The sequence below is a fragment of the Kitasatospora sp. NPDC059160 genome, from assembly GCF_042755465.1.
Lineage (GTDB): Bacteria > Actinomycetota > Actinomycetes > Streptomycetales > Streptomycetaceae > Kitasatospora.
On the sequence record NZ_JBHZCN010000126.1, the window covers coordinates 1 to 26480 of the forward strand.

The following is a 26480-nucleotide window of genomic DNA, read 5'->3' on the forward strand; positions in this document are numbered from 1 at the left end:
GACTTCCGGAGGGGAAGTCCCGGGCAGCGGCGCTTTCAGTGCCGGGGTCAGGCCGTCTTGGGTTTGCGGGCGATGGTGAGGGCGAGGGCGGCGCAGAGGACGGCGGCGAGGGTGGCGAAGCCGCTGACGGCGGGGAGGAGGCCGTAGGTCTGGACGAGGGCGCCGACGGCGATGACGGGGGCGGAGCTGCCGAGGTAGACGATGATCCAGAGGGAGCTCAGTTCGGAGCCCCGGCGTTCCGGGTTCATCGCGGCGACGGCGGTGGTGAACAGGGAGCGGAAGGCGACGCCCTGGCAGACGCCGCCGAGGACGCTGCCGATGAAGAGCAGCGCGGGTGTGTCGGTGTAGCCGGCGGCGACGACCAGGCCCAGGCCGGCGGCCAGGCCGGTCATGCCGAGGGCGATCACCGTACGGTCGGCGGTCGGCGGGATGATCAGCTGGGCGAGGGCCGAGGAGCCGAGCAGCAGGGCGGCCACGATCGCGCCGGTCAGGTGCGAGGGGGTGTGCAGCAGCTTGGCGGAGAAGGCAGGGGCGAGAGCCAGGTAGACGCCGAAGACCCCGTACGAGATGAAGCCCGCGGTGGCGGCGAGCAGGAACTCGCGGCGGCCGGTGCGCGGCAGCCGCAGGCGCTGCGGGCGCAGGTGGGCCGGGGTGGTGATCCGGGGCGGGGAGGCCGGCGGGCGGTTGCGGCCGGGCATCCGCGGGTGGACCAGGGCCAGTGGCACGCAGAGCGCCAGCAGGGCGACGGCGTGCAGCAGGAAGGGCGTCAGCAGCGGGTCCGAGCCGCCGGCGAGCAGGGCGCCGACCACCGGGCCGAGCGCGACGCCTCCGGCGGAACAGGCCAGGGTGAGCTTGGGGGCCAGCGCCGGGTGGTCGGGCAGCAGGTCGCCGAGGGCGGCCCCGGCTGCGCCGGTGGACAGGCCGACGGCGATGCCCTGGACGGCCCGGCCGACCGCGAGCTGCCAGAAGCTGCCGGCGGTGGCGAAGACGAGGTCGCCGGCGGCGGCCAGGGCGACGGCGGGCAGGATCAGGGCGCGGCGGCCGAGGTGGTCGGACCAGTGGCCGACCACGGCCAGCACGGGGAGCAGCGCGAACACGTAGATCGTGAAGAGGATCGTGGTGTCGAGCGGTCCGAGGCCGAGGCGCTGCTGGAGGAGCGGGTAGATCGGCGTCGCCAGGTTGGCACCGATCAGCATCAGCAGCAGGGCGCCGGCGACCAGGCCGACGCGTATGCCGCGCAGCGCGTTCCAGCGGCTGATCGCGGCGAGCTGGAGCTGGGCGCGGGGCGCGAGCTCCAGGGGGAGCAGGGCCTCCGACAGTCGGCGTCCGTCGAGCTGCGCGGTGCGCAGCACGGAGCCGGCGGGGGAGAGGTCCGCCATGGCAGGGGTCTCCTGTGGCCGGGCGCCACCGGGGTCGGCTGGGTGTGCCGGCGCGCCCGTCCTGAGGCGCTGTGGTGGTGGCCGCGGTGCGGGGCTCCCTGGTGGAGCGGGTGAGCTGAGAGAAGGGGCTTCGTTGCCCGGTGGCCCGCGCGGGGTTGTGCGCGGTGCCAAAGCGAAGGATAAGGGGTGGGCGCGTGGAAGCGGCGCGCGCCCCTTTGCGCGCCCTGTGAGGCCGGGCATCGGGGGTGCCCGGCCTATACGCTGAGGTGGTAGATCGACACGCGGAGCTGTTCGAGCTGACCGCTGGCTGAGGGAGAGCACACGACGATGGCCGGACGACGTCGGAAGAACACGGGGGCGGGGGCTTCGGCCGGAGAGGGCGCGGCCGAGGCGGTCCTGCCCGCGGACCTGGAGCTCCAGGACCTCTACGGGGCGTTCGCCGTGCACGGTCTGGACGACGAGGACCTGGACGACGCGGCGATCCTGGTGCCGCCGGTGAAGCTGCCCGCGGAGCAGGAGCTGGCCGAGCAGGCGAAGGCCGTGCCGATGTTCGGCTACGCGCTGGCGCTGGCCCGCTGGGCGTCCCCGCACCGGGTGGTGGACGAGTTCGGGGACCTCGTCCAGGAAGATCGGGCGCCGGTCGCCCGGCTGCTCGGGCTGGCCCCGGCCGAGGGCGAGGTGCCGGAGGAGGCCGAGGTCGAGGCGCTGCGGGCCTGGTCGCTGGCCTGCGACCTGGACCTGGTGGAGCTGGGCACGACCAAGGAGGGCGAGCACGTCGCCGTCCCGGGCCCGGACCTGGAGCCCGCCGAGCGCGGGGACGCGGAGACCGTCCTGGAGCTGTGGCTGACCGCCGCCGGGATCGTCCGGGAACTGGCGGTGGAGGCGGACTCGCTGCCGGAGCAGGACGAGGCGGCGGAAGTGTCGGCGGACCAGGCGGACCAGGCGGACCGGGACGACGCGGACGAGGACGACGAGGACGGCCTGAGCGAGGTCGAGGAGGCCCGGGACGCCGCCGCCGAGCTGCTCGACGAGGCGCTCCAGGTGCTGTACGAGACCACCGCCTTCGCCGACCCGGGCAACGAGACGGTGCCGCTGGGCGTGCTCGCCGCGCTGCTGGTGGTGCCGGAGGGCGAGGAGCCGAGCGAGGAACTGCTCGGCGACATCACCGACGTGATGGTCGCGCTGGACCCGATGCTGGGCGACCTCGCCGAGCTGGGCCTGCTGGAGTACCGGCCGATCGACCCGGAGCTGTTCGACGAGGAGGAGGGCGAGGAGCCCGCCCTCGTCGGGGAGGCGCCGCTGGACGAGGAGGAGTCGGCCCGCTTCGGGCTGGTCCGGCTCACCCCGCTCGGCCAGTACGGCATCCGGCAGTGGCTGCTGGAGGACGGCTACGACGCCCCGCTGGTCGGCGAGCTGGCCCAGGGGGACGCCGCCGAGCTGCTGCGCGGGGTGTGCGAGGCGGCCAACGTGCTGCCGGAGGAGGAGCTGCGGGCTTGGGTGGCCGGCCGGGAGCCGGAGCCGGCGGCGCGCGAGCTGCTGGCGGCGGCGCGCGGCGACGACGCGTACGGTCCGCTGCGCCGGATGCTGTGCGTCTCGGCGCTGAACCTGCTGGGGGCGGGCGCCGAGCCCGCCGCCCGGGAGGTGCTGGACGACCCGGAGCTCGGCGGTGCGGTGCGGGCCTGGCTGTCCGCGCTGGGCGCGACGGACGTGCCGGTGCCGGAGCGGACGATGGCGCTGTGGACGGTGGTCGACACCTTCGCCGCCCAGCTGCTGGACAGCGGCGGCGACGCGGCGCTGCTGCGCGAGCTGATCACCGACCTGCCGGTGAAGGGCGACCCGGCGTCGTGGTTCGGTGAGCTGTGGCGGGTCGACCACCCGTACACGGCGGACGTCCTGGAGGCGATCGGCGAGCTGCACACGGACCGGGCGCTGGCCAAGGAGGCGCGCAAGGCGGCCTTCAAGGCCCGGTCGAAGGGCTGACGAGGCGCTGAGGAAGGGCTGAGGAGGGGCGGGCGAGGACGGCGGAGGGGCGGACGACGGGCTACGGGAGGTCCAGCGAGCCGTCCTCGGTGAAGGGGAAGAACGGGTTGTGGGCCAGCTCCCACAGGTGCCCGTCCGGGTCCTCGAAGTAGCCGGAGTAGCCGCCCCAGCTGGTCGGGACCGGCGGCTTGACCACCACGGCGCCGGCCTCGACCGCGGTGCGCAGCGCGGCGTCCACCAGGGCGGGGGACTCCAGGTTCACCGCCAGGGTGACGCCGCGGAAGGAGGGTTCGCCGGTCGCGGGTACGCCCGCGTCGGCGGCCAGCTCCTCGGAGGGGAAGAGGCCCAGCACCGAGTCGGAGGTGCGGAACCAGACGATCTCCGGGCTGGAGGCGGCGGAGCGCCGCCAGCCGAGGTCCTGGTAGAACCGGGCGCTGCGGTCGAGGTCGGAGACGCCGAGGGTGACGATGCTGATCCGGGCGGGGAAGGCGGGCTGGGCTGCGTCGTTCTGTGCTGTCATGCCGCCAGCGTAGGGAGGGCTGCTGACATCGTGGCCGACGGACACGGCCACCGCCCCCGTACGGCAGCGGAGCTGATGACCCGGCAGCTCCCGGCACGTAAAGTGGCGTCAGCGGTGCGGGCGCGAGGACTCGGGGGTGCGGCAGAGGATGGTGCGGGAGAGCGGCGGAAGGCCCCAGGAGTGGAACGTCGAGCGGTCGGGGCCGGAGCGGTCGGGCGGGCCGGAGCGCTTCGCCGGCCAGGAGGACTTCTCCCGCCGGACCCTCGCCACGGTGGACTTTCCGGTGTACGGCGTGGCCGGGCCGCCCGGCCGGGGCGAGGCGCTCGCGGCCTTCGAGACCTGCGGCGGTGAACTGCGCTGGGTCGAGGTGCAGTGCGGTGACTGGACCACCGCGGCCGGGCCGTACGTGACCGTGCGGACGTACCGGCCGGGGGCCGACGGCTGTGAGGTGCTGCCCGAGCTGGAGGACGTGGTCGAGGACGAACGGGACCGCGTCTACGAGCAGTTGGGCGTGGACGAGGGCGACGGGCCGGGCCGGGTGCGGACGCTGCGGGAGTGGATCACCGTGGACGGTGAGCCCTGCGCGGTGGAGGTGCACGAGGACCGGCCGGTGCCCGGCGGGGCGGTGGTCGGCGGGGCCCCGGGCGGTGCGGCAGCCGGCGCGGCCTCGGGCGGGCCGGAGGTCGCCGGGCCGGTGTGGGCCGTCCGGTTGCGGGTCGACGGGCAGGCCGTCACGGTGTGCGGGCGCGGGCTGCCCCCCGGCGGGGTGGAGCTCGCCGGGATCGGGGACTTCGACTGCTACCTGCGCGGGCGCACCGAGCTGCTGCGCGACCTGGCCTCCCGCCGGGCCCGCTACGTCCCGGTCGAGGAGCGTGAACTGCCGACCGTCGCGGGGCTGGAGGCGCACCGGGAGCTGATCGCCCAGAGCATCGCGGAGGCCGCCGCGATCGAGGCGCAGGTGCGGGTCGGGCGGACGCCGCGGCTGCCGCGCGGGCTGCGCGGGGACGTCTGCGCGGTGCGCTGGGAGGCGGCCGTGCGCCAGCAGATGCGGCTCGCCACGGAGACCCGGGAGGAGGCCGCGGCGGCGGTGACCTCGATGGTCAACCACCTCAACCGGCTGTCCCAGCAGACGCACTGGCTGATCGGGACGCCGCAGGGCGAGGCGGCGGTCGAGGAGGTGGTCCGGTACACCGTGTTCGCCAGCGAGGTGGCGAGCCTGCCGGCGCAGCGGGCCTGGGAGCAGCTGTGGCGGGAGCGGCCGGGGACGGCCGGGTCGGGCACGCCGGAGGAGCACCGGCTGGTGGAGCAGCTGTGGCTGGCGGCCTGGGAGCAGTGGCGGACCGGGCGGGGCTGACCCGCGTTCGACCGACGTGCGCTCGACCGATCCGGACACGGCTGACCCGCGTTCGGTAAAGCGCGGGTCATGTGTCGGTCATCGGTTGGCAAATGGTCGCCTCGTCGTGCGGTGGGCGTCATGCCGGGTTCACCCCTGCGGCGGAGTCTGCTGGGCGTCGACGACCTGCCTCGACGCCCGTACACCCCCCCCAGGAGTTGCTGCCATGTCGCTGTCCCGTCGGGACTTCGTCAACCGTTCCACCCTCGTCGGGGCCGGCGTGCTGATCGCCGGCGGTGCCGAGGCGCTGGCCAGCGCCCCCGGTGCGATCGCCGCGCCGGTCGGCGGCGAGGCCCCGGTCGCCGCCGCGGCCGGTGCGGCCGGGACCAACGCGGCGGGCGGCGCCGCGATCGGCTACGGCCCGCTGGTGCCGGACCCGGCCGGGCTGCTCTCGCTGCCCGCGGGCTTCTCGTACAAGGTGCTCAACCGGGCCGGGCAGACCCGGCTGCGCACCGGCGAGTTCACCCCGAGCAACCACGACGGCACGTCCGCCTTCGAGGACGAGCGCGGCGGCAACCTGATGGTGGTCAACCACGAGCTGTCCGGCGCCCGGGCCAACTGGCCGCACCCGGTGCCGCTGACCGAGGGGCACGTCTACGATCCGGGCGCGGCCGGCGGCTGCACGATCGTGCACGCCAAGCGGGACGGCTCGGTCGAGCAGTGGGTCGGCATCGCCGGCACCGCCACCAACTGCGCGGGCGGGGTGACCCCGTGGGGCACCTGGCTGTCCGGCGAGGAGACCGAGGACAAGGCCGGCAAGAACGGCTTCACCAAGGACCACGGCTACGTCTTCGAGGTCGACCCCTTCGACGACGACTACAACCGCGACCCGCAGCCGGTGAAGGCCTTCGGCCGGTACGCCCACGAGGCCGTGGTCGTGGACCCGAAGCGCGGTCACGTGTACCTCACCGAGGACGCCTCCAACCCGAACGGCCTGCTGTTCCGCTGGACCCCGCCGGCCGGCTTCCGGCACGGCCGGTACCAGCTGCGCAAGCTCGCCGCCGACGCCGGCGTGCTGGAGGCCTTCAAGGTCTTCGACGCCCAGGGCAGGTTCGTCGACGACCTCTCCCGGGCCACCAAGGTCGGCACCGTCTACGGCGCCGACTGGGTCAAGGTGCAGGACCGCGACGCCCGGACCGTCTCGGTGCGCAAGCAGTTCAAGGAGGGCGAGGTCACCCGGGCCCGCAAGCTGGAGGGCATGTGGTGGGGTGACGGCGGCTTCTACTTCGTCTCCAGCTACGCCCGTTCGGAGAGCCCGCTGCAGCACGACGGCCAGGTGTGGTTCTACAACCCGGCGCGTCGCACCATCACCCTCAAGGTGCTGCTGGGCGTCAACGACGACGTCCTGGGCGACCACGACAACTACGACGGCCCGGACAACATCACCGTCTCGCCGTACGGCGGCATCGTGATCGCCGAGGACGGCAACGGGATCTCGCACCTGTTCGGCGCCACCGAGGACGGGCTGGTCTACCCGATCGCCCGCAACGAGCTGAACATCGGCAGCGCGGCCAAGCCCGAGTTCAGCGAGTTCACCGGGGTGACCTTCTCGGACGACGGCCGGACCCTCTTCGCCAACATCCAGGAGCCGGGCATCCAGCTGGCGATCAGCGGGCCGTGGCGCCGGCTGAACGAGCACAAGCGCGGCCAGGGGTACGGAGCCTGACGGATCATCAGTCAGACGGCTGCCCGCGGACTACTCGTCCGCGGGCAGCCGCAGTTGCAGCATCGCCAGCAGCCGCTGCTGCGGCTGGGCGAGGTCGATGCCGGTCAACTGCTCGGCGCGGCGCACCCGGTAGCGCAGGGTGTTGGGGTGGATGTGCAGGGCGTCGGCGGCGACCCGGACCTCGCCGAGCGCGTCCAGCCAGGCGAGCACCGACTCGGCGAGCCGGGTGTGGTGGCGGCGGTCGTACGCGGTGAGCGCGGTGAGCCGCGGGTCGCGCAGGCCGGTGCGGTCCTGGAGCAGTGCGAGCACCTCGCTGACCAGCACCTCGGCCTGGACGTCGATCAGCGCCGCGACGTCGAGGTCGACCCCGCCGCGGCCCATCGCGTCCAGGATGCGGTCGGCCTGGGCGCGGGAGTCCGGCACCTGGGACAGGCCGTCGACGGTCGAGCCGATCGCGGCGCGCAGCGGGACGCCGAGGTGCTCCCGGGCGGCGGTGACCACCTCGGCCGCCCAGTCGCGCACGGTGGTCATCGGCAGGCCGGGCGGGAGCTCGGGCAGCAGCACGTAGACCCGGGACTCGATCGGGGCGAGCAGTGCGGCGCGGTGCCGGGCGGCGGTGTGCACCGAGATCAGGCCGGTGACGTCGGAGCGGTGCAGCGCCTCGGTGGTGCGGGCCCCGTACGCGAGCACGGTGGCCGGGCGGCGCAGGTCCAGGCCGAGGTGGGTGGCCAGCGACTGGGGGCCGGTGGAGCCCTCCAGCAGTCCGGTCAGCAGGGTCTGGGTGAGCCGGACGTCGGCGGACAACTCGCGTCGGCGGCGCACCAGTTGGGCGGCCGCGACCCGGGCAGCGCCGACCAGGGCCTGCTCGGCGTGGGCGGCCAGCGGCTGGGCGCCCTCCTGCACCCAGATGGTGCCGAGCGGCTGCGCGCCGGCCCGGATGCCGACCGCCAGGCGGCGGCGCAGGCCGAGTTCGGGGTGCGGTTCGACCGCGATCGGGGTGTCCGAGCTGCGCAGGTGCTGGAAGATGCCCCACTCGCGGAGCTTGGAGAGGTACGGCTCGGGGCCCTGCCAGCCGAGGATGGAGAGCCGGCGCAGGTCGTCGACCTCGTCGGAGTCGGAGGAGCGGGAGTAGGCGAGGACCCGGCTGGAGGTGTCCTCGATCGAGACGATGCCGTCGGTGAGCACGGCGACGGTCTGGGCGAGGGAGAAGAGGTCGCCCGCGTTGGGTTCGGGGGCGCCGGGGGAGGCCGGGGCGTCGGGACCGGCGATGATCGCCCGGGCCAGCGAGTCCAGGTGCTCCCAGCGGGTCTCCCGGCGCACCGACAGCAGGGCGACGCCCGCGTCGGTGGCGGCCTCGCGCAGGGCGTCGGCCTGGCCGGGGGCGTCCAGCTTGACCGCGACGGCGGCGGCGCCGGCCCGGCCGGCCGCGCGCAGGGCGGGGAGGGCAGCGCGGCCGCGGGCGCCGATGGCGAGCACGAGTTCGCCGGGGGAGGCGGTCGGCGGGTCCTCTGGGTCGAGGATCGCGACGTCGCGGACGGGGACGTCCAGGCCCTGGGGGGCGGCCTGGAGTTCGACCAGGGGTTCGCCCAGGGACATCAGCAGCTGGCGGAGCGGGAGCCCGGGGGTGGTCACGCCGGGCCTCCTTCATCCGCTCGGACAACGGTGTGCGGTTGATTTTAGCCGGTTGGACAGCGCCGGGACCGGCCAACGGTTCCGGCCGGGGCGTCCGGCCGGGGGTGGTGCCGGGCGTGGTCCCGAGGGTGGTGCCGAGAGTGGTCCTGAGGGTGGTGCCGGTGGGGCGGGTAGGGCGGATGGGGCTGTCGTGACCGTTGTGTGATCGCTTTCGTCGGTCCGGACAACGCCGTACGGGGGAATTTAGCCGCCCGGCCAATCAAGTGGCCGGGCAGCCAGGAATAGCGTTCGTGCTGTGGCCCGTGCGTGACCCGCGCAGGCCTTCCCCCGCATTGCAACGAAGGAGAGCGTGCGCCTCATGGACGCTGTGACCCAGGTCCCCGCGCCGGTGAACGAGCCGGTCCACAGCTACGCCCCCGGCAGCCCCGAACGGGCTCGCCTGGAGGCCAAGCTGAAGGAGCTGGGCGGCCAGGAGCCGGTCCAGCTGACCATGACGATCAACGGTGAGCGCCGGATGGGCGGCGGCACCGAGATCCACGTCGTCCAGCCGCACAACCACGCGGCTCGGCTCGGCACCCTGCGCAACGCCACCCAGGCCGACGCGCAGGAAGCCATCGACACTGCCCTGGCCGCTGCCCCGGCCTGGCAGGCGCTCTCCTTCGACTCGCGCGCCGCGATCTTCCTCAAGGCCGCCGACCTGCTGGCCGGCCCCTGGCGCGAGACCCTGGCCGCCGCCACCATGCTCGGCCAGTCCAAGACCGCCCAGCAGGCCGAGATCGACACCCCCTGCGAGCTGGTCGACTTCCTGCGCTTCAACGTGCACTTCGCCCGCCAGATCATGGCCGAGCAGCCGGTCTCCTCGGACGGCGTGTGGAACCGCAGCGACCACCGCCCGCTGGAGGGCTTCGTCTACGCGATCACCCCGTTCAACTTCACCGCGATCGCCGGCAACCTGCCGACCGCGCCCGCGCTGATGGGCAACGTGGTGCTGTGGAAGCCGTCCCCCACCCAGCAGTACTCCGCGCACCTGCTGATGCAGCTGCTGGAGGAGGCCGGCCTGCCCAAGGGCGTCATCAACATGGTGACCGGCGACGGCCTGGACGTCTCCGCCGTCGCGCTCAAGCACCCCGCGCTGGCCGGCATCCACTTCACCGGCTCCACCGCCACCTTCCAGCACCTGTGGCGTTCCGTCGGCGAGAACATCGCCGGCTACCGCACCTACCCGCGGATCGTCGGCGAGACCGGCGGCAAGGACTTCCTGGTCGCCCACCCGTCCGCCGACCCGGCCGTGCTGAAGACCGCGATGACCCGCGGCGCCTTCGAGTTCCAGGGCCAGAAGTGCTCGGCGCTCTCCCGCGCCTACGTCCCGGCCTCGATCTGGGCCGGCCTCAAGGACGAGTTCGCCGCCGAGGTCGACGGCCTCACCATGGGCGACGTCAGCGACCTGTCCAACTTCATGTCGGCCGTCATCGACGAGCGCGCCTTCGCCAAGAACAAGGCCGCCATCGACCGCGCCCACGCCGACGCCTCCGTCGAGGTCCTCGCCGGTGGCAGCTACGACGACTCGGTCGGCTACTTCGTCCGCCCGACCGTCCTGGTCTGCCAGGACCCGGCCGCGGAGTACTTCCGCGAGGAGTACTTCGGCCCGATCCTCGCCGTGTACGTCTACGAGGACGAGAAGTACGAGGAGATGCTGGCCCAGATGGAGTCCGTCTCCGCCTACGGCCTGACCGGCGCCATCATCGCCCAGGACCGCGCCGCGGCCCAGGACGCGATGCACAAGCTGCGCTTCGCCGCCGGCAACTTCTACATCAACGACAAGCCCACCGGCGCCGTCGTCGGCCAGCAGCCCTTCGGCGGCGGCCGCGCCTCCGGCACCAACGACAAGGCCGGCGCCAAGCAGAACCTGGCCCGCTGGACGTCGACCCGCTCGGTCAAGGAGACCTTCGTCCCGCCGACCGACTACCGCTACCCGCACATGGGCTGACCAGCCCACCCCGACCGCTCTGCGCCCCGTAGCCAACGGTCACCCGCGACGCCCGGCCCCGCAGCCGGGCGCCGCCCCGCCGGGGCGGCGGCTCACCCCCGTACCGCCGCCCCGGCTCTTTCTGCCACCCTTGGAAACATCAGCTCCAGGAGTCACGATGCTCCGTTCCGCCCTTCTCGCGGCCTCGCGGTCCCCCCAGGTCCGCACCGTGGTCGAGAAGTTCCCCCCGACCCACGCGATAGTCGAGCGCTTCGTCGCCGGTGACGTCCTCGACGACGCCGTGACCGCGACCGACGACCTGGTCGCGACCGGCCGCAAGGTCACCCTCGACCACCTCGGCGAGGACACCAAGGACGCCGCCCAGGCCGCCGGCACCGCCGAGGCGTACGAGCACCTGCTCAAGGCCCTCAAGGAGACCGGCCTCGCGGCCGGTGCCGAGGTGTCCGTCAAGCTGTCGGCCGTCGGCCAGTTCCTGCCGGTGGACGGCGAGAAGATCGCGCTGGAGAACGCCCGCCGCATCTGCGAGGCCGCCGCCGACGCGGGCACCACGGTGACCCTCGACATGGAGGACCACACCACCACCGACTCCACCCTCGCCATCGCGCGCGAGCTGCGGGCGGACTTCCCCTGGCTGGGCGTCGTCCTCCAGGCCTACCTGCGCCGCACCGAGGCCGACTGCCGCGAGTTCTCCGGCCCCGGCTCCCGGGTGCGCCTGTGCAAGGGCGCCTACAAGGAGCCCGAGTCGGTCGCCTTCCAGGGCAAGCACGAGGTCGACCTCGCGTACGTCCGCGCGCTCAAGATCCTGATGGCCGGCGAGGGCTACCCGATGATCGCCTCGCACGACCCCAACATGATCAAGATCGCCGGCCAGCTGGCCCAGTGGAACAACCGCACCCGGGACTCCTTCGAGTACCAGATGCTGTTCGGCATCCGCCCCGAGGAGCAGCTGCGCCTCGCGGAGGAGGGCAACACCATGCGGGTCTACCTCCCGTACGGCCAGGAGTGGTACGGCTACTTCATGCGCCGCCTCGCCGAGCGCCCGGCCAACCTCACCTTCTTCCTGCGCGCCATGGCCACCCGTAGCTGACCCTGGCGGCAGGATGAACGGCCCGCACCCCTGACGGGGGGTGCGGGCCGTTCCGTTTGGCTATGGGCGGAGGAAGTACTTGGTGTCCAGCTCGAAGTCGAACGGGGCGGGGAGGGCGAGCGGCTCACCGAAGGCGGCCAGGTGGACTTCGGTGTACTCGTCCCGGTGGGGCTTGCCGAAGAGGCTGACCTGCGATTTCTCGCGGTCGATGAGGAGGTACAGCGGGATGCCGGCCCGGGCGTAGCAGTGGCGCTTGGCGATGCGGTCCTGGTCCGGCTTGCTGGAGGTGATCTCGGCGACCATCGCGAGCCCGTCCGGGTCCATCCAGGGCGGGGCGTCCCAAAAGATGTCGAGTTCCCTCGGAGCGAAGGTCAGGTCCGGGATGACGTAGTTCTTGGGGCAGAGACCACCCCTGGCCAATCGAAGCCCCTTGTTGCCGGAACCTTGCATACGGACTGCTGACTTCGCCTTCACCTCGTCGATCAGCAGGTCGAAGTAGTACTCGTGCCTGCCGTCCGGCGGTGGTGCCACGATGATCTCCCCCTCGATGAGCTCAGCCCGGAAGCCTTCGGGGGAGTGCAGGCTCAGGAAGCTCTCCAGCAGGATGTCGGCCTGCGACGGGGAGTTCGTGATCGGTTGCTCATGCGCCACAGCACTCATGATGCCCCTCCTTCGGATGGGCGTCACGCTATTCGCCCTTCGGTCGGGTTATGCAGTACACGGCGGACTTTCACTCGATGGTGTGAGTTTGAGGTCCGGCATAGGATTCCGGTACTGGTCAACTTGGCTTTCAGCGGTAGGAGTTGGGGATGTCCAAGGGGTTCGAGGAGTTCGAGGGGTTGTCGACGCCGTTGGTGGCGGATGCGTGTGTGCGGCTCGGGGTGGGGGTGCGGGCGGCGCCGGTGGGGGTGGGGGCGGTGGTGGCCGGGGCGCGGGTGGCGGGGCGGGTGCTGCCGGTGCGGCACTACGGGAGCGTGGACGTGTTCCTGGAGGCGTACGGAGGCGCGCTGGACGGGGACGTGCTGGTGATCGACAACGGCGGGCGGACCGACGAGGCCTGCATCGGGGACCTCGCGGTGCTGGAGGCGCGGGCCGCCGGGGTGGCCGGGATCGTGGTGTGGGGGCTGCACCGGGACACGCCCGAGCTGGTGGAGATCGGGCTGCCGGTGTTCAGCTACGGCGCGCTGCCGGTGGGCCCGCTGCGGCTGGACGGCCGGGAGCCGGAGGCGCTGGAGTCGGCGCGGTTCGGGCCGCACCTGGTGACCGCCGGGGACGTGGTGTTCGCGGACGCGGACGGGGTGCTGTTCGTGCCGGCCGACCGGGCCGGGGAGGTGCTGGAGACGGCCGCCGGGATCGCCGCCACCGAACGGGCGCAGGCCGGGCGGATCACGGCCGGGGACACCCTGCGGAGGCAGACCCGCTTCGAGGAGTTCCTGGAGCGGCGGGCCGCCGACCCGTCGTACAGCTTCCGGCAGCACCTGCGGCGGGTCGGCGGGGCGATCGAGGAGTAGGGCCCCCGTGGTTACAGCGGGCGGTACATGACGTGCAGGCCGACGTAGCCGTCGACCGGGTGGTGGAAGGCCTCGGGGACGGTGCCGACCACCTCGAAGCCCAGCGAGCGGTACAGCTTGACGGCGTGGTCGTTGTTGGCGACCACCGCGTTGAACTGCATGGCGCGGAAGCCCGCCCCGCGGGCCCAGTCGAGGGTGTACTCGACCAGGGCCCGCCCGATGCCCTTGCCGTGGTGCGCCGGGTCGACCATGTAGCTGGCGCTGGCCACGTGCCCGCCGTTGCCGGGGCGGTTGCGGTTCATGGTGGCGGTGCCGAGGACCGTGCCGTCCTCGTCGACGGCGACCACGGTGCGGTCGGGGGCGGTTTTCATCCACCACTCCCGACCCAGCTCGGAGGGCATGTCCAGGGGGTAGGGGAAGGTCTCGCCGGCGGCGACGATGGTGCGGAAGAACGGCCAGATGGCCGACCAGTCCTCGGGGGTGGCTTCGCGGATGATCATCCGACCAGGATGATCCCCGGTGGTGGGCCGTGCCACTGGTTTTCCCGCCCGGCGCCGGTCAGTTGCCGAGAAGGGTGGACTCGACCTGGGCGGCGGCGAACTTCTGGCCCTTGGCGTTGGGGTGCACCAGCGCGTACTTGAGCGGGATGATGCTGGTCAGCACGCCGTCCAGCCAGTGGTCGGGGTCGCAGACGCTGTGTCCGGCGGAGCCGGGGTAGAGGTCGACGTAGGTGTCCTGCTGGGCCGAACTCGTCTGCTGGATGGCCAGGTTGAGCGGCTTGAGGATGCTGTCGCGGGCCCAGCCGAGGTCGCCGGGGGTGAAGGTGCCGAACTGCAGCAGGCTGCCGTACTGGCAGCGGGCGGCGTCCTCGGGGATCAGGTGCGGGTAGCCGACGGTGACGACCCGGGCGGACGGGGCCTTCGTCCGGAGGGCGGTGAGCATGGCGGTGTAGTCGGTGCGCAGCTGGTCGAGCCGGCCGGGGATCTGGGCGTCGTACTTGTCCTTGCAGGGCGTGCCCAGGCCGAGGTGGGTGGCGCCGAGTTCGATGCAGTCCTTGAGGATCTGCCCGAAGCCGAGGTCGTTGCCGCCGGTGCTCACGGTGATCACGTCGCTGGCCGGGTCGACGACGTCGATCTGCGGCGGGACGGGCGGGTACGGCGCGTCGGGGTCGCTGCCGAAGGGCGGGAGCGGGCGGCCGAGCGGGCTCTGCTTGTTCGTGGAGACGTCCGGGCTGGTGGCGCCGCTGCAGCTGGCGTTGTGGAGGTCGACCAGTGCGCCGAGGTCGCGGCGGATCAGCTCGGGGTAGGAGCCGGTGGTGCGGGCGCAGCCGTCCTGGGGCGCGGTGAGGTCGCCGGTGGCCTCGATGACGCCCGCGGTGTAGGAGTCGCCGAGGGCGGCCCACTTGAGCGGGCCGGTCCGGGTGGCGGGCTTGGTCCCGGCGTGAGCCGCGCCGGGGGTGATCAGGCCGGCGGTGAGGGCGACGGCGGCGCCGGCGACGGCGAGGCGGGACGGGAAGCGGGGCACGGTCTCTCCTCCACGGGTGCGCGGGTGGTGCGGGTGCGCGGTCACGGGGGAGAGCGCGAATCACCCCCCGGAGAGTCAATCGAGTCGATCCGTGGACGACTTGATGCCCCAAGGGGGTGAAATCGCTGGCGTGGCTTTGACGTTGAGCGATGCGGTCGGGATCAGAGGAGGGCGGCGGAGGGTTCGATCATCGCCCGGGCGGTCTTGCCGTCGACGAACTCGCCGAGCGCCGTCATCTCCCACTCGCCGGTTGGGCGGCGGACCAGCTTGCACATCACCACGCCGGTACGCGGCTCGGAGTGGGTCAGGTCGAAGCGGACCAGTTCCTCCTCGGTGCGGACGTCCACCAGGCGGCAGTAGGCGTTCCGCAGCTCGGTGAACTTCTGGCCGGAGAAGGAGTTGACCACGAACACCAGCGCGTGGACCTCGGCCGACAGGCCCTCCAGGTGGACGGTGAGCGCCTCGTCGTCGCCGCCGTCACCGCCGACCAGGTTGTCGCCGGAGTGGGCGATCGCGCCGTTGAAGATGCTCAGCTTCATGAACCAGGCCGTCTCCAGGCGCCGGTGCTTCGCGTCGAAGGCCAGGCAGGAGGCGTCCAGGTCGATGTCACGGCCGCGGGCGGCGGACTCCCAGCCGAGAGCCATCCGGACCGAGGAGAGGAAGGGGCGGCCGTTCTTCACCAGGGAGACGGAGCTGCCCTTGACCAGGTTGACCCGGCCCTTGTCGAGGGTGACCTTGGGGCGCTCGGTGGGGTCGGGGGCGGGCGTCGCTGCCGGGGCCGGGGCCTGGGCCTGGGCCTGGGCCGGGGGCTCCGGGGGTGCGGCGGGCATGGACGGGAGGGTGGCCAGGGCGATCCGGGGGTCGACCGAGGGAGCCGGCGGCGCCGGGGGCACGGGCGGGGCCGGGGGCACCGGCGGGACGGGCGGGACGGGCGGCAGCGGAAGGTCGGCCGGGGAGTGCATCTGGAGGGTCGGCGCGCTCGGCTGCGGGGCGGGGGTCGGCGCAGGCTGCGGTGCCGGGGTCGGTGCCGCCTGCGGTGCCGGTGCCGGGGAGTCGTCGACGGTGACGCCGAAGTCGGTGGCGATGCCCGCCAGCCCGTCCGCGTACCCCTGGCCGACCGCGCGCACCTTCCAGACCCCGTTGCGCCGGTAGATCTCGACCACGATGAGCGCGGTCTCCAGGCCCAGCCGGGGCGGGGTGAAGGTGGCCAGGACGGCACCGGTGTCGGCGTCCCGGACGGTGGCGGTGGGCTCGATCCCGGCGAAGGTGGCGGACTGGTCGGCCGGGCTGGCGGTGACCACGACCTTGCTAATGTCGGCCGGGACGGCCGGGGTGTCGACGGTGATCGCGTCCGGTGCTCCGGCGGCGGCCGGGCGCAGGCTCACGCCCGGGCCGTGCGGGGCGTTGAAGAAGACGAAGTCGGCGTCCGAGCGGACCTTGCCGGCGTCGGTCAGCAGCAGGCCGGAGACGTCCAGCGCCTTGGGCGCGGTGACCTCGACGGTCACCCGCGCGGCGGTCAGCGGTGCGTTGCCGCCTTGAGTCAGGACGGTGGACAAGGACTCCTCCTCGGGTGCGGAACGACGGCCCGGGCCGGGGCCGCTGGGGGCGTCGGGCCGGGTGCTGCACACAGTAACGAACGGGGGTGCGGGGAAGAGCCCGGTGAGCTGGCCGATCGTCGGACGATCGGATCGGCCGAGGGGAGGTCAGTGGATCAGCCGGGGGGGAGGTCAGCGGACCTGGCCCACCGGCTGCTGGGCGTCCTGCGGCGCGGGCTGCCGGGTGGGCTGCTGGGCGGCCCGCTGGTCGGCCTGCGGCGCCGAGGGGCCGAAGCCGCCGAGCGCGGCGACCGCCCGGGGGCGGTCGATGCCGAAGGCAGCGGCGTTCCAGCCCTCCTGCGGGCCCGACTTGCGCACCGGACCGGCCTGGACGGCCGGGCGGGTGCCGCGTACGACGAAGCTGTAGCGGCCGGGCTCGACGTCGGTGCCGGGCGGGGTGGTGAAGCGGTAGACCAGGGTGCCGCGTTCCTGCTGGGTGGTCACCACGGCGCCCGGCAGGTCGGTCCAGACGGTTCCGGTGCCGGGGGCCAACTCGCCTGCGGCGAGCCGGAATTCGGCCTGCAGTGCGGTGACCGGTTCGGTCACGGTGAGGTCGAGCGCGTGCCGGAGGCCGTCGCGGCCGAGGGCGGTGGTCAGCCCGGTGCCGGTCAGGGCCTGGTCGGTGTCCGGGGCGGTGCCGTCGGTGCTGCCGTCGGCGGCGCCAGTGCCGTCGGTGCCGGCGGCGTTTCCGGGGACGACGGCGGCCGGCGGCGGGAGCGGGCGGCCGGGCTTGGCCGGCTGGAGCGCGGGCGGGTGCGGGGACTCGCCCGTACCGGCTGCGCCGACGTCCGGTCGTCCGGTGCCCGGCTGCCCGGGGGCCGTCTGCCCGGTGCCCGGCTGCCCGGGGGCCGGGGCGGACGGGTCGGCGGCCGTGGGCGGCTGGGCGGAGGGGGAGGAGCCGTCGGCCGGGGTGTCGGCCGAGGGGCGCGGGTCGTGCCCGGCGGAGGCCTGCCCGCCGGCCGGCGGTGCGACCGGGGCGGCCGTTCCGGCCCGCAGCCCTGACGGCGGCGTGGCGGCGGCGTTGGCCGGGCCGGACGGGTGCGTCGACGGGTGGCCGGAGGGCTTCGGGGCGTGCGGGTGGCCGGAGGGCGGGGGAGGGGTGTCCGTGGTCCGCTCGGAGGCGGCCTCGGCCTGGTCCGTACCGCTCGGGCTGGGCGGCGGGGTGGTGCCGACCCGGGCGACGCCGGCCCGACGGCCGATGCCCTGCTGCTCGTTCAGCAGGAGGGTGGTGGCGATGCTGATGCCGACGACGGTGGACATCGCCATCGCGGCACCGGAGAAGCGCAGGGTGGGCAGCCGGAAGCGGCCGCCGAACGGGCGGGGCCGACCGTGTCGACCCTGCCGTGCGGGTTCGTGCTGCACGTCCCGCGTGGTCTCCCCACGCACAGCCACCGGACCCCTCCCTCCCCGAAGCCGCCGTCGCGTCGCCGTATTCTCCCACGCACCACGCCGGGCAGCGGTCCGGCCGTTCCGGGCCGGCCTCGCGGGCGGGCCCGCGCCGGGAGGGGGAGAGCGTACCAGCGGGTGGCCGGACGACGGACAGTATCCCTCCATTTTCCGGACATCCGTTCGATGAGCGGAAGTTGACGGTCCGTCTGATATTCCTGGTAAGGGTCGGCGGGCCCGGGCGGGGGTTATTGCAACCCCCTTGCAACCCTTGCCCGCCCGGTCGCGGGTGACGCAGGCTGATGGCATCCCGCGCCGTTCCCGGAGAGACCGTCATGCCGCCCGACCCGCTGTCCGCAGCCTCCAGCGCCCCCCTCGCCGCCACCCCCACGGGCGGCGATGGGGGTGGCTCCACCGCCGCTCCGGTGTCGGTGGAGGAGGTGCTGACGCTGCGGATCTCACTGGGCGACGAAGTGGTCGGCGAGGTGTGCACCCGGTTCCGCTTCGACGCCGTACGGCCCTACGAGGTGCTGCTGACCTTTCACCTGGGGCGTCCGGACGAGGCGGACTGGGTGTTCTCCCGCGACCTGCTGCGCGACGGCCTCCAGGGGATCAGCGGCCAGGGCGACGTCAAGCTGTGGCCGGCGTACTGCCCCTGCCACGGCTCGACCCTGCACCTGGCGCTCGAATCCCCGCACGGCAGCGCCCTGCTGGAGGCCTCCAGGCCCCGGGTGCAGGCCTGGCTGGACCGTACCTACGCGCTGGTCTCGGCCGAGGCCGAGCGCGACTGCGGGCCCACCGACGCCCAGTTGGCCGCGCTGCTCGCGGGCGGCTGAGGGGCGCAACTGCCGCTTGCGGGTGGGGTGTTGGTGACGGCGCTGCCGGTGGATGCGTGGTTCGTGGGGGTGCTGTCCGTCGGTGGGTACGGCGCGTCGGGGTCGTCGCCCGGGTCGTCGCCCGGGACCGGCGGGCGCGCGCCGTGGCGCGGTGACGGCACGGGTGCCGCGGCCCCGGGCAGCCGGACCAGGCCCGCCACCAGCTCCGCCCGCAGCCGCCGTACCGCGGGGGCCGTGGAGGAGGGCAGCAGGTCGAGCGGATCGGCCGGCCCCTCCACCGTGACCAGCACCGAGTCGGCGAAGCGGTACGGCCGGTGGGCCAGCAGGCCGCCCAGGTAGCGGCGCAGCCGGGACAGTTCGGCGCGGACCGTCACCGTCCGCCCCGCGTCGCCGAACAGCGCCTCGGCCAACTGGGCCGCCGTACTGCCCTCGCGGGCGGTGGCGAGCAGCAGCAGGAGCTCGGCATGGCGCGGGCTGACCGGGTGCGACCAGCTGTCGGCCGCGCCCCGGACGGACAGCTCGGGGCGGTCCGGTCGCCGCAGGTCGAGCCGGAGCCGGGCGCCCTCGGCGCGCTCGGCGGTCACCGTGCCGGAGCCGTCCGCCCCGGTCGGGCGGACGGGCCGCACCAGCCAGCCGTCCGCGAGCGGTTCCAGTACGCACTCGCCCAGCCCCGGCACCCAGTGCACGGCGGCCGGGACCCAGCCCTCGCTGGGGATGCGCAGCCGGCTCTGCGGCGGCAGCCCGGCCGAGGCGGCGGTCCAGCCGGCCGCGTCCACCACCAGGGCCGGTCCGCCGACCCGGGCGAGCAGCGGGGCGGCCAGGGTGCGCAGCCGGTTCAGCGCCTCCAGGCGGTGGGCGCGCAGCTCGGTCTCGGCGAGCCGGGCGGCGGTGGCGGTGAGCTGGAGCAGGTACGGGCGGACGTTGTGGGCCGGGCCGCTGAGGTTGATGGCGCCGACCAGCCGGCCGGTGGTCGGGTCGTGCACGGGGGCGGCCACGCAGGTCCAGGTGTGGTGGCTGCGCAGGTAGTGCTCGGCGGAGTGGACGTGCATCGGGCGCTGGGCGCGCAGCGCGACTCCGATGCCGTTGGTGCCGACGGTCTCCTCGATCCAGCGGGCACCGGTGACGAAGCCGATCCGGTCGGCGCTGCGGCGCAGGCCGCGTTCGCCCTCCTGCCAGAGCACGTGGCCCTCGGCGTCGGCGATGGCGAGGATCAGCGGTGCCTGGCCCACCGGCTCCAACAGGGTCTCGCGCAGCACCGGCATGACGTTGTCGAGGCCGCTGGACCGGCGGCGCTGCTCCAGCTCGGCGGGGCCGAGCAGGACGGTGGAGGCACCGGTGTCGGGGTCGAGGCCGAGGCGGCGCAGCCTCGCCCAGGAGTCGCCGATCTCGGGGCGGGGTTCGAGCCGGCCGGGCGTACCGGGCCCGGGGCTCTCGGGGAGGACGAGTTCGCGGGCGGCGGCGTCGGCGAGGGTGCGTTCGTGGACCCTGGCCAGCTCCGCCGCGGTCGGCGGGGTGCGGCGCTCTGGTCGTCGGGACTGCCGTCCGGTCTGCCGCACTCGGGTTGCTCCTCGCCGCCGTTCGAGGACGCGCCGGGGTCGACGCGCTGACGAAAGAGTACGGGTGCGACGGGCGCGTGGGGACGGGGTCCACCAAGTCCGCATACCGGGCGGTACGGAAACGGCGGGGGGCGCCCGGCGGGCGTTCGTTCGGCGCCCTTCCCGTGCTCTTGCGGTGTCCTTTCGGCGATCGTCCGGCGCCCGTTCGGCGATGGTCGGGCGATGGTTCGGCGCCCGTTCGGCGATCGTTCGGAGCGCTTCCGGCGCCCGTCCGGCGCCTTTTCGAGGTCGGCCGGCAGCGCCCGTCCGGGGGCGGCTAGCGCTCCGTACCGGGTTCGTGCTGGGCGGCCTCGACGGTGTGGTGGAGGTCGGCGGTGGCCTCCAGGGTGGCGCCGGTGGTCAGGGCCAGGCAGGCGGCCAGCGCCAGTGCGACGGCCCGCAGCCGGGTGGCCGGGGCGGTGGAAGGGCGGGGCTGGAGGAGGGCCGCGACCCGTCGCGGGACCGGGCCGGAGTGGGCGGCGGCGACCAGCCGGGGCCGGGCCGGCCAGGGCGAGCGGCTCGCGGCGAGGGCGGCCCGGCCGACCGCGCGGGCGGTCACGGCACGGTCGCCGATCCGGGCGGCGGCCACCTCGTCGGCCCAGCGCTCCAGGTGGTACCCGAGGGGCGCGCGCAGTGGGCGGAGCGCCGGGTGGACGTCGGCGGCGTGCTCGGCGAGGGCGAGGAAGACGTGGTGCCGGCCGGTCAGGTGGGCGCGCTCGTGGGCGAGCAGGGCGGAGCGCTCGGGCCCGCTGAGGGCGCGCAGCATTCCGGAGGTGACCACGATCCGGCCGGGTTCGCCGGTCCGGCCGGGGCGGCGCAGGCGGCCGGGGAGGGCGAAGGCGTCGGCGCGCTCGTCGTCCAGCACGGTGAGCGGGTGGTCGGCGGGGTGCCGGAGCCGGGCCAGGGCCTGCCGCCAGGCCGCCAGGGCGGGGCGTCCGGCGGGGCGGCGTGCGAGGCGCGGGGAGGGGCGTCCGGCGGGGTGCAGGGCGGGGTCCTGGGGTCCGCGCTGGGCGCGCGCCCAGCGCATCGGGGCTTGCCGGGGGCGCGTGTCCGGATGCTGGTCGGCGTCCGTCTCAGCGCGCGTCGCGGTGTGCGATGCGGCGTCTGCCTCGTCGCCCGGCCCGGGGGCGCAGGCGGCGCCCGGGGCGGGCAGTGCGGCCCGGGCGGTGCGCAGTTCCAGGCACCGGCGGCGGGTCGTCCGTACGGCGAGGGCGCCGAGCGCGGCCAGGGCGAGGCCGGCCACCGCTGCGGCGAGCGGGGCGCTGGGCGCGGCGGCGGTGAGCCAGGGCAGCGAGAGGTGGCCGAGGGCGGCGACCGGGGGCAGCTGGAGCAGGCCGGCGGTGGCGAGCAGTCCGAGTGAGCAGAGGGTGCCGCCGGCCAGGACGGTGGCGGTGCCGGCCAGCAGCCAGGCGGCGGCCCGGGGCGGCAGCGACTCGGCGAGCCGGCGGGCCAGCGGGACGGTCAGGAAGGGCAGCAGCAGCGGCGCCCAGACGGCGATCATCACGGGGCGCCCGCCGATCCGGGGCCGCCCGTCGGTCGGGGGCCGCTCACCGGTCCGGGTCTGCCGTCCTCGACCCCGACATCGCTGCCGTCGCTGCCGTCGCTGCCGTCGCCGAGCAGGGCGCGCAGCAACTGCTCGTCCTCGGCGGAGAGGTCGGAGACGAAGCGGGCGAGCACGGTGGAGCGGTCGGCCTCGCGGCCGAGCTCGGTGTGCATCCGGCGGGCGGCGAGGCCCGCCGTGTCCTGGACGGTCGGGGTGTAGGCGTAGGCGCGGCCGGCCCGGGTGCGTTCGACCGTCCCCTTGTCGTGCAGCCGGGCCAGGATCGTCGCGATGGTGGTGCGGGCGAGGTCCCCGCCGAGCGCCGTCTGGACGTCCTGCGGGGTCATCGGCTGCCGGGCCGACCACAGGGCGGCCAGCACCTCGGACTCCAGCTCCCCGGCGGGCCGGCGGGCGGACGGTACGTCGGACATGGCGGCGCTTCCTCCAGCTTTCGTCTACAGTCATGTAGACCGTCTACGTCACTGTAGACGGTCCCGGGCGGGTCCGCCGCGCGTCGCGGCGACCGCCCCCCAACGTACGGGAGGTCCGCCAGCCTTGCTCCAGTTCCCCGCCGATCCGGCCGTTCACCTCGCGATGGGCACCCACCTCGCCGTGAACCCGCTGGACGCCTCCTCGCTGCTCGCCGCCTTCGGGGCGTTCGGCATCGCCGTGGTGCTGTTCGCCGAGACCGGCCTGCTGGTGGGCTTCTTCCTGCCCGGCGACTCGCTGCTGTTCACCGCGGGCCTGCTCTGCGTGCCCGGCGCCACCAAGGGCCCGCAGCTGCACCTGTGGCAGGTGCTCCCCGCCGCCCTGATCGGGGCGCTGGCCGGGGCCCAGGTCGGCTACCTGATCGGCCGGCGCGGCGGCCGGGCACTGCTGAGCCGCACCAAGCGCAAGAGCCTGCTGGAGGGCGCGGCGCGGGCCGAGGAACTGCTGGCCAAGTACGGCCACGGCAAGGCGATCGTGCTGGCCCGGTTCATCCCGGTGGTCCGTACGGTGCTGAATCCGCTCTGCGGCGTACTCGAAGTGCCGGTCCGCTCGTTCACCTTCTGGCAGGTCGCGGGCGGTGCGGTCTGGACCGTCGGCGTGGTGCTGGCCGGGTACGGGCTCGGGTCCTCGATTCCCGGGATCGACCAGTATCTGCTGCCGATCATCGGTCTGGTAGTAGTTGTCTCCGTGCTCCCCATTGTTCTCGAACTGTTCCGCGCCCGTAAGGCGCGCCGTCACGGAGGTGACGTGTGATGTCCTCTCGGGCTCTCGCCGTGTACGACGGCAGTGGCATCGACGGCGGCCTCTACACCCAGGTGAACAAGTGGGCGCAGTCCGCCCCGACCTGGCTGGACGACGTGATCAAGGTCTGGTCCGCGATCGGCCTCGGCCTGTTCGCCCTGTTCATGCTGTACGCCTGGTGGCGTGCGCGCGGCGCCGACTCCGCGGTGATGGCCAAGGTGCTCGCCTCCCCGGTGATCGTGGTCGTCGCGTACGGCCTCAACTCCGTGCTCAAGGGCATGGTCGAGGAACTCCGGCCGTGCGCGCAGATCAAGGGCAGCGTCTCGCTGGAGACCTGCCCCGCCGCCGGGGACTGGTCCTTCCCCAGCAACCACTCGGTGATCGCCTTCGCCGCCGCGATCTCGCTCTGGTTCGTCAGCCGCCGGCTCGGCGTCGTCGCCACCGTCTTCGCGGCCCTGATGGCCGCCTCCCGGGTCTGGGTCGGCGTGCACTACCCCCACGACGTGGCGGTCGGCGCCCTCGTCGGCACCCTGGTCGCGCTGGTGCTGGCCCCGCTGGCCGGACGCTGCGGACCGCTCGTCGACAGGATGCGGTCGGGCGCGCTGCGCCCCCTCCTCGGCCCCGGCACGGTGCCGGTGGTGACCCGCGGGTACGCCTCGCACCGCGCGCAGTAGAACCCGTAGAACCCATTTCGTGAGCGGCCCGCCCCTTGTCCGGTTTCGGACGGCGGGTGGAGCATGTGAGCCGGGCGTGCGGCCCCTGACGGGGGCGCCCGCCCGGCTCAGTCGTGCTCGGGGCGCGAAGGCACCGGGCGCCAGCGGAGGGAGTGCCGAATGCCGTACCGACTCGACGTCACGCAGGGGGACTGGCCGGGCGACCTGCTGCACAAGGGCGTCGAAGGACTGCTCGCCGAGGCCATGGTGCTCACCCTCGCCACCGCCGGCCACGAGCACGGACCGCACGCCAACCTCGCCTTCTTCGCCTACGACGAGGACCTCGTCCTCTACTTCGTCAGCGAGCGCTCCACCCGGCACAGCCACCACCTCGCCGAGGAGGCCCGGGCCGCCGCCACCGTCTTCCTGCCGCCGCCCGCCTTCGGCGAGCAACTGCGCGGACTCCAGCTGACCGGCAGCGCGGGCGAGGCCTGGGGGCACCAGGCGGAAGCCGCCCTGGCGGCCTACCAGGGGCGGTACCCGGCCTTCGCCCAGGACGAGGAGGTCCGGCGGCAGTACCTCACCGGGGGCGGCGCGGCGGCGCTGTACCGGTTCCAGGTCGAGGACCTCACGGCGGTCGACGAGCCCAACTTCGGACGGCGCAACTACCTGCGGGCCCGGGTGGTGCGGGAGTAGCTCACCGCCCGTCCCGCGGGCTGCCGCCGATGACGAGCCCGCGCCGGTACGGCACCCGGCGCGGGCGGCCGTTGCGGACCACCGACACCCCGAGACCGGCCGTGCCCGCCAGCAGGACGGCGTTGAGGCCGAGGGCGACGGCCCCGTCCCTGAGGAAGTCGACGTTCTCCGGGAGGCGTGCCTCCGCGACACCCCTGGGGTCGTAGCGGACGGTGAGCCGGTCGCCGACCGCGTGCGAGTGCAGGCCCGCGGACACCATGCCGTTCGGGATCGGTACGCCGTTCTCGTCGGCGACCTCGTACGACGAGCTCGGCTGCTTGCCCTGTGGGCGGTCGTGCACCGCCGTGACGCGGGCGGTGGCGGTCACCCCCGACGTGCTCAGGATCACCGAATCCCGGGCCGACGCCACCGACCCCAGCGCGAGGAGCCACAGGACCGCGCCGAACGCCGCCATCCAGCAGCCCAACGCCGCCCCGAGCAGCCGGACCACGCCCACGACCCAGGCCACCCCGACCACCAACCCGAGCAGCGACGCCGTACCGAAACCGATGTACGTACTCACCGCCACCAGCCCGAACGTCCCGACCGGCACCGCCGCCACCAGCGCACCCGCCAGCGCGACCGTCCCGCGTCTCGTCCTCTTCCCCGCCACTGCTACCCCCGCTCCTCGATGCGCCGGGGTGGAACGCTACGCCCGGATCCTTCCGCCCCTCGGGCGGGGGCTCAGGCTCGTCGATGACGCCGTCGCGTGCTCCCGATGGGAGTAGGAAGTCGGCCGGTCCGACTTCCCGGTCATCATCGTCGGCACCGACAGGCGGCCGCGGAGGACGCCCCGGTAAGAGCGGGTGGCCAAGTCGCCCTTCACCTCGATGACTTCGGCCAGGACGAGGGGCGCCCCCGGCGTGGCGATCTACAACTCGGCGGCCGTCATGGTGACGGTCTCGCCGACGGCGGGTACCCACAAGTGCTGCACCTGCCACGATCGGTCGATCGGCATGCTCAAGCAGCAGCAGCGAGCAGGGTGGGGCCTGTGTGGAGGCGCAGCGGCTGACCTCGGGGATCGTGATCCGCGACTCGAAGGACAAGGGCGGCCCGAACCTCCAGCTCACCCTCGAGGCCTGGTAGGGCCTCGTCGCGGGCATCAGGGCCGGCGAACTCGGCTGGTTCGGAGCGCGGGCGGCTCCGGCGGGGCCGGAGCCGCCCGCAACGACGAAACCTCAATCGGGTGGGATCGGGGCTTCCTCGGTGTCGAGGAAGAGGTAGGCGTGGACCTTCGTCAGGTAGTCGTACATCTCCTCCTCGGTCTCGAACTCGACCCAGGTGAGTTCGCAGTACTCACCCCGGGTGAGATCCCGCTCGGCGAAGAGTTGAGTGAACCACTTCTGGAGTTCTTCACCCCATATGGGGTTCGACATACTGATGGTTCTCTTCAAGCGATCCATGTAGGAGAAGGCCATCTCGACATTGAGGTAATGCCGCATGAATCCGGCGAGTTCAGGTTCCATGACGTCCTTATGGATACTTTCCCGCTGCCGGGTTGGCGTAGGAGGTGACCAGATGCCGCTTTCCATGTGCATCGGGTTCGTAGAAGGTAGCGATTTCCCCGCCTTCGAAGTCCACTGGCAGGTAGCGGCTCGGATCCTGCGGATCCTTGTAGAAACCGGTGAAGCGTTTGTGGCCGTCGGGTCCGAGGATATCTTCGATCGGGACCGGACTGTTGAGTGGGCGTCTGTTCTCCCTGATGTACTTCCGCATGTACTTGTCGACCGCGACCAGATCCGCGGGATCGTCGTACCGGGTGGCGTAAGGCTCGCACTTGTGAGCCCTTGCCCTTGCCGCCGTAGTACCGGCCCCAGAACGTGCCGAAGGCGTCGATGGCGGGGCCGTGGTTGTTGGCGACGATGGCGGCGGCGTAGTGGACCTCGGTGGTGCCGGTCGGGGGGGGCGCCGAGGGTGTCCCAGGGTTGGGCGAGGGCGGGTCGGAGGCTCTTGCCGCTGGGTGAGAGGCTGGTTGCCTGGGGGTCGAACTCCGGGAGCTGGCGGGAGAGTTCGCGGTGGACGAAGCGGCAGTGGTGGGGCCTGGGGGCGGTCATGGGAACGCGGTAGCGAACGGGCCGGGTCGGGGCGCCGGTGTTCCGGTGCTCCGACCCGGCCCGGGGGCAGACGAGTTGACGACTAGGTTCTGTCCGGCGGATCATGTGACTTCTCCATGCCGGGCTCGTTGTGCCCGGCATGGGGCGGGGTGATCTGACGAACGACGAATGGGGCCG

At 73.7% G+C, this 26480-nt stretch carries 24 protein-coding genes; 11 read left to right on the forward strand and 13 right to left on the reverse strand.

The window, feature by feature from the left end; genetic code table 11:
• Positions 1–47: 47 nt before the first annotated feature.
• A complete protein-coding gene (locus tag ACFXOZ_RS36400) occupies positions 48–1379 on the reverse strand; it encodes an MFS transporter (RefSeq protein ID WP_380525205.1) in 1332 nt (443 codons plus the stop codon).
• Between the two features lie 327 nt (positions 1380–1706).
• Between ACFXOZ_RS36400 and ACFXOZ_RS36405 the strand changes: the two genes are divergently transcribed.
• Positions 1707–3359, forward strand: coding sequence for a hypothetical protein (locus ACFXOZ_RS36405; protein ID WP_380594184.1), 1653 nt, complete (start codon positions 1707–1709; stop codon positions 3357–3359).
• Between the two features lie 61 nt (positions 3360–3420).
• Here ACFXOZ_RS36405 and ACFXOZ_RS36410 read toward each other — a convergent pair whose 3' ends face one another.
• On the reverse strand, positions 3421–3879 hold the full coding sequence (locus tag ACFXOZ_RS36410; RefSeq protein WP_375894462.1) for a VOC family protein: 459 nt from the start codon (positions 3877–3879) through the stop codon (positions 3421–3423).
• A gap of 136 nt (positions 3880–4015) precedes the next feature.
• Between ACFXOZ_RS36410 and ACFXOZ_RS36415 the strand changes: the two genes are divergently transcribed.
• Complete coding sequence (locus ACFXOZ_RS36415; protein ID WP_380594186.1) at positions 4016–5233, forward strand: hypothetical protein; 1218 nt, start codon at positions 4016–4018, stop codon at positions 5231–5233.
• A gap of 205 nt (positions 5234–5438) precedes the next feature.
• The gene (locus ACFXOZ_RS36420; protein ID WP_375894467.1) at positions 5439–6938 is read left to right on the forward strand and encodes an alkaline phosphatase PhoX; all 1500 of its coding nucleotides are present in this window, start codon (positions 5439–5441) and stop codon (positions 6936–6938) included.
• Positions 6939–6968: 30 nt separating this feature from the next.
• Here the strand turns inward: ACFXOZ_RS36420 and ACFXOZ_RS36425 are convergent, their stop codons facing one another.
• Entirely contained in the window at positions 6969–8570 is a 1602-nt protein-coding gene (locus ACFXOZ_RS36425; RefSeq protein ID WP_380525202.1) for a PucR family transcriptional regulator, read from the reverse strand.
• 358 nt (positions 8571–8928) lie between these two features.
• Between ACFXOZ_RS36425 and pruA the strand changes: the two genes are divergently transcribed.
• Together pruA and ACFXOZ_RS36435 are read left to right on the forward strand one after the other, a co-directional pair.
• The gene (pruA, locus tag ACFXOZ_RS36430) at positions 8929–10557 is read left to right on the forward strand and encodes an L-glutamate gamma-semialdehyde dehydrogenase (RefSeq protein WP_375894473.1); all 1629 of its coding nucleotides are present in this window, start codon (positions 8929–8931) and stop codon (positions 10555–10557) included.
• A gap of 157 nt (positions 10558–10714) precedes the next feature.
• Positions 10715–11644, forward strand: coding sequence for a proline dehydrogenase family protein (locus tag ACFXOZ_RS36435; protein ID WP_375894476.1), 930 nt, complete (start codon positions 10715–10717; stop codon positions 11642–11644).
• A 60-nt stretch (positions 11645–11704) separates the two neighbouring features.
• Here the strand turns inward: ACFXOZ_RS36435 and ACFXOZ_RS36440 are convergent, their stop codons facing one another.
• Complete coding sequence (locus ACFXOZ_RS36440; RefSeq protein ID WP_380594188.1) at positions 11705–12304, reverse strand: Uma2 family endonuclease; 600 nt, start codon at positions 12302–12304, stop codon at positions 11705–11707.
• Between the two features lie 149 nt (positions 12305–12453).
• Here ACFXOZ_RS36440 and ACFXOZ_RS36445 point away from each other — a divergent pair, with 149 nt between their 5' ends.
• Positions 12454–13155 (forward strand): RraA family protein, encoded by a 702-nt coding sequence (locus ACFXOZ_RS36445; RefSeq protein WP_375894479.1) that lies wholly within the window; start codon positions 12454–12456, stop codon positions 13153–13155.
• Positions 13156–13166: 11 nt separating this feature from the next.
• On the opposite strand, the gene ACFXOZ_RS36450 is transcribed toward ACFXOZ_RS36445, so the two are convergent.
• The 4 genes from ACFXOZ_RS36450 to ACFXOZ_RS36465 all read right to left on the reverse strand — a co-directional run bounded on the left by ACFXOZ_RS36450 (position 13167) and on the right by ACFXOZ_RS36465 (position 17666).
• A complete protein-coding gene (locus ACFXOZ_RS36450; protein ID WP_375894482.1) occupies positions 13167–13655 on the reverse strand; it encodes a GNAT family N-acetyltransferase in 489 nt (162 codons plus the stop codon).
• A 58-nt stretch (positions 13656–13713) separates the two neighbouring features.
• The gene (locus tag ACFXOZ_RS36455; RefSeq protein WP_380594191.1) at positions 13714–14679 is read right to left on the reverse strand and encodes an SGNH/GDSL hydrolase family protein; all 966 of its coding nucleotides are present in this window, start codon (positions 14677–14679) and stop codon (positions 13714–13716) included.
• Between the two features lie 161 nt (positions 14680–14840).
• On the reverse strand, positions 14841–16223 hold the full coding sequence (locus ACFXOZ_RS36460) for a TerD family protein (protein WP_380594197.1): 1383 nt from the start codon (positions 16221–16223) through the stop codon (positions 14841–14843).
• A 183-nt stretch (positions 16224–16406) separates the two neighbouring features.
• Positions 16407–17666: a hypothetical protein gene (locus ACFXOZ_RS36465; protein ID WP_380525198.1), complete on the reverse strand. Its 1260-nt coding sequence runs from the start codon at positions 17664–17666 to the stop codon at positions 16407–16409.
• Positions 17667–17995: 329 nt separating this feature from the next.
• Here ACFXOZ_RS36465 and ACFXOZ_RS36470 point away from each other — a divergent pair, with 329 nt between their 5' ends.
• Positions 17996–18496 carry an SsgA family sporulation/cell division regulator gene (locus ACFXOZ_RS36470; RefSeq protein WP_375894490.1) on the forward strand — a complete coding sequence of 167 codons (501 nt, stop codon included), beginning with the start codon at positions 17996–17998 and terminating at the stop codon, positions 18494–18496.
• Here the strand turns inward: ACFXOZ_RS36470 and ACFXOZ_RS36475 are convergent.
• From ACFXOZ_RS36475 to ACFXOZ_RS36485, 3 genes are all read right to left on the reverse strand, one after another.
• Positions 18415–20052 (reverse strand): GAF domain-containing protein, encoded by a 1638-nt coding sequence (locus tag ACFXOZ_RS36475; RefSeq protein WP_380594193.1) that lies wholly within the window; start codon positions 20050–20052, stop codon positions 18415–18417. The genes ACFXOZ_RS36470 and ACFXOZ_RS36475 overlap by 82 nt on opposite strands.
• A 316-nt stretch (positions 20053–20368) precedes the next feature.
• On the reverse strand, positions 20369–21592 hold the full coding sequence (locus ACFXOZ_RS36480) for a M48 family metalloprotease (RefSeq protein ID WP_380525196.1): 1224 nt from the start codon (positions 21590–21592) through the stop codon (positions 20369–20371).
• Positions 21592–22062 carry a BlaI/MecI/CopY family transcriptional regulator gene (locus ACFXOZ_RS36485; protein WP_380594195.1) on the reverse strand — a complete coding sequence of 157 codons (471 nt, stop codon included), beginning with the start codon at positions 22060–22062 and terminating at the stop codon, positions 21592–21594. The genes ACFXOZ_RS36480 and ACFXOZ_RS36485 overlap by 1 nt, the downstream gene beginning before the upstream one ends.
• A gap of 163 nt (positions 22063–22225) precedes the next feature.
• Here ACFXOZ_RS36485 and ACFXOZ_RS36490 point away from each other — a divergent pair, with 163 nt between their 5' ends.
• From ACFXOZ_RS36490 to ACFXOZ_RS36500, 3 genes are all read left to right on the forward strand, one after another.
• Positions 22226–22873: a DedA family protein gene (locus ACFXOZ_RS36490; RefSeq protein ID WP_375894613.1), complete on the forward strand. Its 648-nt coding sequence runs from the start codon at positions 22226–22228 to the stop codon at positions 22871–22873.
• The gene (locus ACFXOZ_RS36495) at positions 22873–23535 is read left to right on the forward strand and encodes a phosphatase PAP2 family protein (RefSeq protein WP_375894497.1); all 663 of its coding nucleotides are present in this window, start codon (positions 22873–22875) and stop codon (positions 23533–23535) included. The genes ACFXOZ_RS36490 and ACFXOZ_RS36495 overlap by 1 nt, the downstream gene beginning before the upstream one ends.
• 159 nt (positions 23536–23694) lie before the next feature.
• Positions 23695–24210, forward strand: coding sequence for a pyridoxamine 5'-phosphate oxidase family protein (locus ACFXOZ_RS36500; RefSeq protein ID WP_375894499.1), 516 nt, complete (start codon positions 23695–23697; stop codon positions 24208–24210).
• Position 24211: 1 nt separating this feature from the next.
• Here the strand turns inward: ACFXOZ_RS36500 and ACFXOZ_RS36505 are convergent, their stop codons facing one another.
• Complete coding sequence (locus ACFXOZ_RS36505; RefSeq protein WP_380525194.1) at positions 24212–24862, reverse strand: DUF3592 domain-containing protein; 651 nt, start codon at positions 24860–24862, stop codon at positions 24212–24214.
• Between the two features lie 329 nt (positions 24863–25191).
• Between ACFXOZ_RS36505 and ACFXOZ_RS36510 the strand changes: the two genes are divergently transcribed.
• Positions 25192–25335 carry a DUF397 domain-containing protein gene (locus tag ACFXOZ_RS36510; protein ID WP_380594200.1) on the forward strand — a complete coding sequence of 48 codons (144 nt, stop codon included), beginning with the start codon at positions 25192–25194 and terminating at the stop codon, positions 25333–25335.
• Positions 25336–25427: 92 nt separating this feature from the next.
• On the opposite strand, the gene ACFXOZ_RS36515 is transcribed toward ACFXOZ_RS36510, so the two are convergent.
• Positions 25428–25625, reverse strand: a complete 198-nt coding sequence (locus tag ACFXOZ_RS36515; RefSeq protein WP_375894504.1) for a hypothetical protein — start codon at positions 25623–25625, stop codon at positions 25428–25430.
• Positions 25626–26480: the final 855 nt, after the last annotated feature.